This is a genomic window from Paraburkholderia elongata (assembly GCF_013177735.1).
GTDB lineage: Bacteria > Pseudomonadota > Gammaproteobacteria > Burkholderiales > Burkholderiaceae > Paraburkholderia > Paraburkholderia elongata.
In genome coordinates, this window is sequence record NZ_WOEZ01000259.1 from 1 (window position 1) to 6,873 (window position 6,873).

The 6,873-nt window shown below is 63.3% G+C and carries 5 protein-coding genes and 2 pseudogenes; 2 read left to right on the forward strand and 5 right to left on the reverse strand.

The features are described from left to right. From GNZ13_RS43560 to GNZ13_RS43575, 4 genes and pseudogenes are all read right to left on the reverse strand, one after another. A pseudogene (locus GNZ13_RS43560) lies at positions 1-263 on the reverse strand (IS110 family transposase); the annotation flags it as partial. Positions 264-387: 124 nt separating this feature from the next. Further along, positions 388-1,551 carry an MFS transporter gene (locus tag GNZ13_RS43565; protein ID WP_172176677.1) on the reverse strand — a complete coding sequence of 388 codons (1,164 nt, stop codon included), beginning with the start codon at positions 1,549-1,551 and terminating at the stop codon, positions 388-390. Between the two features lie 140 nt (positions 1,552-1,691). Next, positions 1,692-2,858 carry an MFS transporter gene (locus GNZ13_RS43570; RefSeq protein WP_172176679.1) on the reverse strand — a complete coding sequence of 389 codons (1,167 nt, stop codon included), beginning with the start codon at positions 2,856-2,858 and terminating at the stop codon, positions 1,692-1,694. A gap of 237 nt (positions 2,859-3,095) precedes the next feature. After that, positions 3,096-3,920 (reverse strand): crotonase/enoyl-CoA hydratase family protein, encoded by an 825-nt coding sequence (locus GNZ13_RS43575; protein ID WP_172176681.1) that lies wholly within the window; start codon positions 3,918-3,920, stop codon positions 3,096-3,098. Positions 3,921-3,996: 76 nt separating this feature from the next. Here GNZ13_RS43575 and GNZ13_RS43580 point away from each other — a divergent pair, with 76 nt between their 5' ends. Then, positions 3,997-4,614 (forward strand): plasmid fertility inhibition factor family protein, encoded by a 618-nt coding sequence (locus tag GNZ13_RS43580; RefSeq protein WP_172176683.1) that lies wholly within the window; start codon positions 3,997-3,999, stop codon positions 4,612-4,614. Here GNZ13_RS43580 and GNZ13_RS43585 read toward each other — a convergent pair. Then, a pseudogene (locus GNZ13_RS43585) lies at positions 4,611-5,608 on the reverse strand (2-hydroxyacid dehydrogenase). The gene GNZ13_RS43580 and the pseudogene GNZ13_RS43585 overlap by 4 nt on opposite strands. A gap of 543 nt (positions 5,609-6,151) precedes the next feature. Between GNZ13_RS43585 and GNZ13_RS43590 the strand changes: the two are divergent. After that, the coding region (locus GNZ13_RS43590) for an aspartate-alanine antiporter-like transporter (RefSeq protein ID WP_456238733.1) at positions 6,152-6,873 on the forward strand (722 nt) is incomplete at its 3' end.

Genomic DNA, 6,873 nt, shown 5'->3' on the forward strand with positions numbered 1-6,873 from the left:
CGGTGCAGCCAGAAGCCGTCACGCCCGGCTTCATAACAGCTGCACACCGGAGCATCGGCGGCCAGATGACAGCGCGCCTTGGCCTTCGCAATCGCCGTGAAGACTGCGGCCGTATCGCCGGCGGCCACCGTGCAGCGGCTCGGCGCGCGCACCCCATCGCCCAGCGAGAGCTTCCAGCTCTTGTCACCCAGTTCGAAGGCGACATACAGCGATCCGGTGATGGTTGTATCCTGGCCATGAAGGGCCGTGCGAGGCGCATTCATTTGCGTACTCCTCTCGGAAAACGGGTGTTGGAATCCTCGTTTTACTCCAGTCGGGCTTTCTGTCGCTGCCCTCCCACATAGCATCTAAGTAAAGAAAGCCCACCGCCGCAGACGGCAACAAGACTCACGAGCCGACAACCCGCATCGGCGCACGCCGCCTTTCCCACCAAACAGCAACAAGAAACGCAAGCGCAGCGACGAGCAACACGCCCACCATCGCATCATTGCCGACACCCTTCATCAGCGCGCCGGCCACCAGCGGCCCACCAAAACTGGCCGCGCTCCACGACGCCCCCGCCAGCGAACTCGCCGACACCAGTGCAACACCGCGAAAACGCTCGCCGCAGGCGACCATCGACAGCGTATAGATCGCTCCAGCCGTCGCGCCGAGCACGTACAGCAGAGGCCAGCACAGCCACGGCGAATTAATCGCCCAAGGCAGCAACGGCAGCAGCACCACCACGATCACACCGCAACCGATATGCACGCGTTCGCGGCCAAGCCGGTCGGCGAGCCAGCCGATCGGAAACTGCAGCGTCGTGTCGCCGAGCAGCAGGGCCGACGCGAACAGCACGGCCACCTCACTCGTGATGCCGTGCGCCATCGCGAAGAGCGGCAGCAGCGACAGCGCGATCGTGTCGAATAACGCGAAAAAGCCCGTGCCGATCACGAGAGCGGGCATCTGCGGCAGCACATGGCGCCAGCTGCCGTGCGCCGCGTGTTCGTCCCCCGACGCTTGCGGCGTCTTGCGGATGCTGGCGAGCGCCGGCAAAGCCAGCAGGAAGAGCGTGCCGCAAATCAGGAAACGCCAGTGCATGAAGTCGGCGATCTGGCTCACCAGCACCGGGCCCGACATCTGAAATAGCGTGAAGTTGGTCGCGTAGATCGCGACGACCTGGCCGCGGGTGGCGTCGTCGGCGAGCTGGTTGACCCATGCTTCGCTGATCGTGAAGAGCAGCATCAGCGCGGCGCCGCAGAGTACGCGCAACACCGCCCAGAGCCATAGGTTCGAGGTGAGTTGCATCAGCGCAGTGGCGAGCGCAACCGTCAGTACGGCGCCGACGATCACCTGACGGCCGCCGAAGTGCGCCGCGACCCAACCGGCCAGCGGCACGACGATCAGGCCGCCACCGGCTTGCGCGGCGGTCAGGAGTCCGACCACGTCGGTGCCATAGCCGGCTTGCGTCAGCGCGAGGGCTGTGAGGGGCAGCGTGGCGCCGCTGCCGAGTCCGACGACGGCGACACTCAGGATCAGCGCGAGGAAATCGCGTGTGAAGATGACTTTCATCGGCCGAGATGCTACTACGGCCTCGAGTCATTCGCACCTGTGTGCGGATTGGGTAAAACCTCGCCGAGCGCGAGCGCGAACGCGCGCCGCGTTCGGCGATGCGGCCGTTGCCTTAGGAGCGACTGCGGCTGTATTCAAACCTACCCGGCCACTGCCATCCGTTGTGCGCGCCGGTCGATCGACACCGACCACAGCGTCAGCGCAAGCGCACCGATCGAAGTTGCCACGCCAACCCACGGCAACGTGGTGAGCGGCGCGCCTGCGCCGATCGCCATGCCGCCGAGCCACGCGCCCGTTGCATTGCCGAGGTTGAACGCGCCTTGATTCAGGGTCGACGCCAGATTCGGCGCATGGCTCGCGCGGTCGACGATCAGCATTTGCAGCGGCGGCACGATCGCGAAGGCCAGAATGCCCCACACGAAGATCGTGATCATCGCAGGGATCTCAGCGTGCATCGTGCCGGCGAAAATGGTCAGAATCACGACGATCGCCAGCAGAAACGCGACCAGCGAGGGCATCAGCCGCCAGTCCGCGAGCTTGCCGCCGAGTGTGCTGCCCACCGTCAAGCCGAGGCCGAACAGCAACAGCACGAACGTGACCGCGTGCGGCGTGAAACCGCTCACGTCTTCGAGAATCGGCGTGATGTAGGTGAAGGTGGAAAACAGGCTGGCCGACGCGAGCACGCTGATGCCGAGCACCATCAGCACTTGCGGGTTCTTCAGCACGCTGAATTCGCGCACGAGGCTCGCCTTCTGCATCTCGATCTTCGCCGGCAGGCATACCGCGAGCGCGAGTGCAGCGAGAATGCCGATGCCGGTGACCGCCCAGAAAGTTGCGCGCCAGCCGACCGCCTGGCCGAGCGCTGTGCCGAGCGGCACGCCGAGCACGTTGGCGAGCGTCAAGCCGGTGAACATCAGCGCAATGGCCTGCGCGCGGCGGTTCGGCGCGACCAGGCCGGCCGCGACCACCGAACCGATGCCGAAGAACGCGCCATGGCAAAACGCCGTGACGATGCGCGCGGCCATTAGCACCGCGTAGCCCGGCGCGATCGCGCACAGCAGATTGCCGACGATAAAGACGCCGATCAGGCTCATCAATGCCTTCTTGCGCGGCATGTTGGCCACGGCGATCGCGACGATCGGCGCGCCGATGGTGACGCCGAGCGCATAAGCCGACACCAGCATGCCGGCCGCCGGGATCGACACGGACAGATCGCGCGCGACATTGGGCAGCAGCCCCATGATCACGAATTCAGTGGTACCGATTCCAAAAGCGGCAACGGCAAGGGCGAGCAGGGGTAAAGGCATGGTGACGGAGCGTGAATCGGCGCGACGGGAAGCGTCGTGCGGCAGGCGCGCATTTTTCGGGGCGAGAACGCATGCGCCATGCGAGGGGAAAACAGTAGGGGATTCTACCTAAGTCAAAACACCCTTGCTGAGCGTCAAACCGGCTGTTGTTTTTTGCTGAAAGCCGCCTTGGAGCGCGCTTGGAAACACGCTCGGGAGTGCGCCTGGAAGTACGCCTCCCAGCGGAATGGCGCTGTCTTATTGCTTGCTTTCGTCTGACTTGAAGGTGTTGCCGTGACGGCCGGCGCCTTCGGCGAAACGTGCGGCGCCTGCAACGCCCTCGTCGAATACCGCCTGAAAGCCGCCGGCGCCTTCGCGCCGCAGCGCCAGGGCGAGATCTTCGAGTGTGCTGTTTTCCAACGCGGAGCGGCGGTCGGCCAGCAGCGCCGCCTGCGGAAAGGCGGCCAGTTCGGCGGCCAACTGTTCTGCCGCCGAGCGGGCCTCGCCCTTGCGCACGACGCGGTTGGCGAGACCGAAGCCGAGCGCTTCCTGCGCCCCCACCGCGCGGCCGGTCAGAATCAGGTCGAGCGCTCGCGACAGCCCGATCAGGCGCGGCAAGCGGATCGTGCCGCCATCGATCAGCGGAATCCCGACGCGCCGGCAGAACACGCCGAGCACGGCATCTTCTTCGACGACGCGCAGATCGCACATCGCGGCCAGTTCGAGACCGCCCGCGACCGCGTATCCGGCAATCGCGGCGATCACCGGTTTGCTGAAGCTCATGCGTGTCGGTCCCATCGGGCCGGGACCGCTGCCGTCGGCGTGCAGTTCATTGCGGCGGGTCTCGTCGGCGAGTGCCGTGAGATCCGCGCCGGCGCAGAAGGTGCCGCCCGCGCCGAACAGCACGGCCGCGCGCCACGCCGGCTCCGCTTCGAAGCGACGGAACGCGGCGTTGAGCGCTTCCGCGGTAGGACGGTCGACGGCATTGCGCTGCATGGGCCGTTCGAGCACGATCGTGACGACGCCGGTGTCCTCGTTGGCTTCGATACGCACGTGTTCATTGAGATTCTGTGTGACTATCATTGTGGTATCCGTAAAGGTTCGCGTCTTGCCGCTCATGCCGGATGCTCATGCAGTGTGACTAATACCGTTGGTTGTCATGCATCTTTCACAATCGGCTCGTAGCGTTAGCGCTCTTTTAACGCGCTGGCGTTTTTTAGCTAGCTTATCGAGCCCGCCTTTGCCCTTGTCCAATTTATCGCCCGCAGCCGCGACGGCCAATGCCGAGACGGTCTGGATCGTGCCTCTGCATGAGCATCCATGGTACGACCATGTGCGCCTGAAACGCGTCTTCGTGACTGACGGCACGCGCCATCAAGTGGTCATGGTCGATGCGCGCAAGCTGCTGGAATGCGCGGATCGCGACAACACCGATTACGTGTTGAAGCCCGTCGCCGAATGGCATTCGGGCAAGGTGCGTGGCATTCGCGAGTTTCTCGACCCGGACAATCCGCGCATTCCGCAGATGCCGTACGTGACGATCTCGACGCGTCGCGCGCCGGGTCTGCTGGGCTGGTTCGGTCTCGAGCGCGAAGGCGTGGTGGCGTTTCGCAATGGGCAGCATCGCGCGCGCTATCTGGCCGATGCGGGTGCGCGCTGGTTTCCGGTGGAAGTGCACGAGCGCGAGGCGGGTTTGCTGCGCGAGATGTGCGGCGCAGCGGACGACGCCCGCACGGCGATTCGCCCGACCACGGTGGATGGCGGCGGCAACACCTAGCTTCGCGCCTGCACGACATTGCGCGGCGTGCCGGCCTGCCATGCCGCGACGTTGTCGAGCGTGGTTTGCGCGATCTCGTTCATCGCCTCGCGCGTGAAGAATGCCTGGTGCGCGGTGACGATCACGTTCGGGAACATCAACAGACGGGCCAGCACGTCGTCCTGCAATGGCAGGTTCGAATGGTCCTCGAAAAAAAGGCCGCCTTCTTCCTCGTACACGTCGAGCCCGAGATGGCCGAGCTGGCCGTCCTTCAATGCGCCGATCAGCGCATTGCTTTCGACAAGACCGCCGCGCCCGGTATTGATCAGCATCGCGCCACGCTTCATTTTCGCGAGCGCGGGCCCGTCGATCAGATGGTATGTGCCGGGCACCAACGGACAATGCAGGCTGACGACGTCGCTTTCAGCCAGCAGCGTGTCGAGCGGCACGTAGCGCGCGCCGAGCGCGAGCAGATCTTCCGCCGGCGTGCCGGGATCATGGGCGAGCACCTGCATGCCGAAGCCCGCCATGATGCGGCCGAACACGCGGCCGATCATACCGGTGCCGATCACACCCGCAGTCTTGCCGTGCAGGTCGAAGCCGAGCAGCCCATGCAGCGAGAAATCGCCTTCACGTGTGCGCGCAACCGCGCGCGGCAAGCGCCGGTTCAGCGCGAGAATCAGACCGACCGCATGTTCGGCAACCGGTGCGGCGAGTAGGCCGGCACCCGCGCAACCGTCATGCCGAGACGTTCGGCTGCGGCCAGGTCGATGTGATTGAAGCCCGCCGAGCGCAACGCGATCATGCGTGTGCCGCCGGCATGGAGACGTTCCATGACGGCTGCGTCGACGATGTCGTTGACGAACGGGCATACCACGTCATAGCCCCGCGCGAGGATCGCGGTTTCGACATCGAGGTGCGATTCCTGGAAGTGCAGTTCATAGCGATGCGCGCTGTTGGCCTCGGCGAACGTGTCGCTGTCATATTGGCGGCTGCTGAACAGGATCAGGCGCATGAATGGCTCCGAAGGAAGCGTACCGGCGTGATGAATGCCGATTCACGGCACGGCATGCGGGCAGGTCAGTATATCGGCCTTATAGGGTAATGACCGCCGCTTGCGAAGCACGATCAGAAAATCAATTCGACCTTTACTAAAGATCATCTTTTGCGAAGCGGAACCGGCTGCAATTGAAAATCATATTGACAGCGATGCCGAACTACAATATTTATTAAAAAAGAAGTCTCAAAAAAGCATGAACATATCGTGCTGAAAACCGGCCATCACCATGGGATGTCTTTTTCAATAGGTTAGACAACTTCGCGAGGAATGCGTGACTCTCGAGCTTGCTGAAAAGTATTTCGCTGTCGTCGCTGTATTGCGGCATGTCTTTTTTGACGCCAAGAGCGTCATGCCATTGCCATAAAGTTTCCATTCAATGGAATCCGGTTATGCCGGATGCGTTATTTCTGAGTCATGGCGGCTCGGATCGAATTCGCTTCAAATTCCAGAGAGATTTTTTCGACTTTCTGCTGATAAACCGTAAATCGGCGAGCCAATATGATCGGTGAATTGCTGAGATCTCAACCGGAGATCGCGCTGTTCGCAAGCCTTGCAATCGGATATTTCATTGGTTCGTTTCGCGTGGGACCAATTCAACTCGGGGGCGTCTGCGGTACGTTGATCGTGGCCTTGTTATTGGGTCAGACGGGCGCGCGGCTTACCCCCGATCTGAAGAACATTGCATTTGCGCTGTTCATCTTCGCGCTGGGTTTCACCGGCGGCCCGCAGTTCTTCGCCAACATTGGCCGCGGTTGGCGCTATGGCTTGCTGTCGGTAGTCGAGATCGTACCGGTACTGGTGCTCATCATGATCGCGGTCTTCGTGATGCGGCTCGACGCCGGCACGGCGGCGGGCTTGCTGGCCGGCGCCGCGACGGAGTCGGCCGTGATCGGCACGGCGTCAGAGGCGATTGCCAAGCTCGGCTTCAGCGACGCAGAGACGCTGCGTTTGCAGGCCAACATCGTGACCGCGTATAGCGTGAGCTACCTGTTCGGCCTGGTCACCATCGTTCTGTTCACCAGCCAGTTTGCGCCGCTGCTGTTGCGCATCAATCTGCGCGAGGAAGCCGAGCGGGTGTGGCGCAAGCTCGGCGGCGACGGTGCATTCGGCGAGGGGCAGCGAGCTGCGCCGCCTGCGCTCGTGGGCCGCGCGTTCCGGGTCGGCACGGCAGCCGGCGGGACGATCCAGGCGTTCGAACAGACGCACGGCTTCAACCTGAC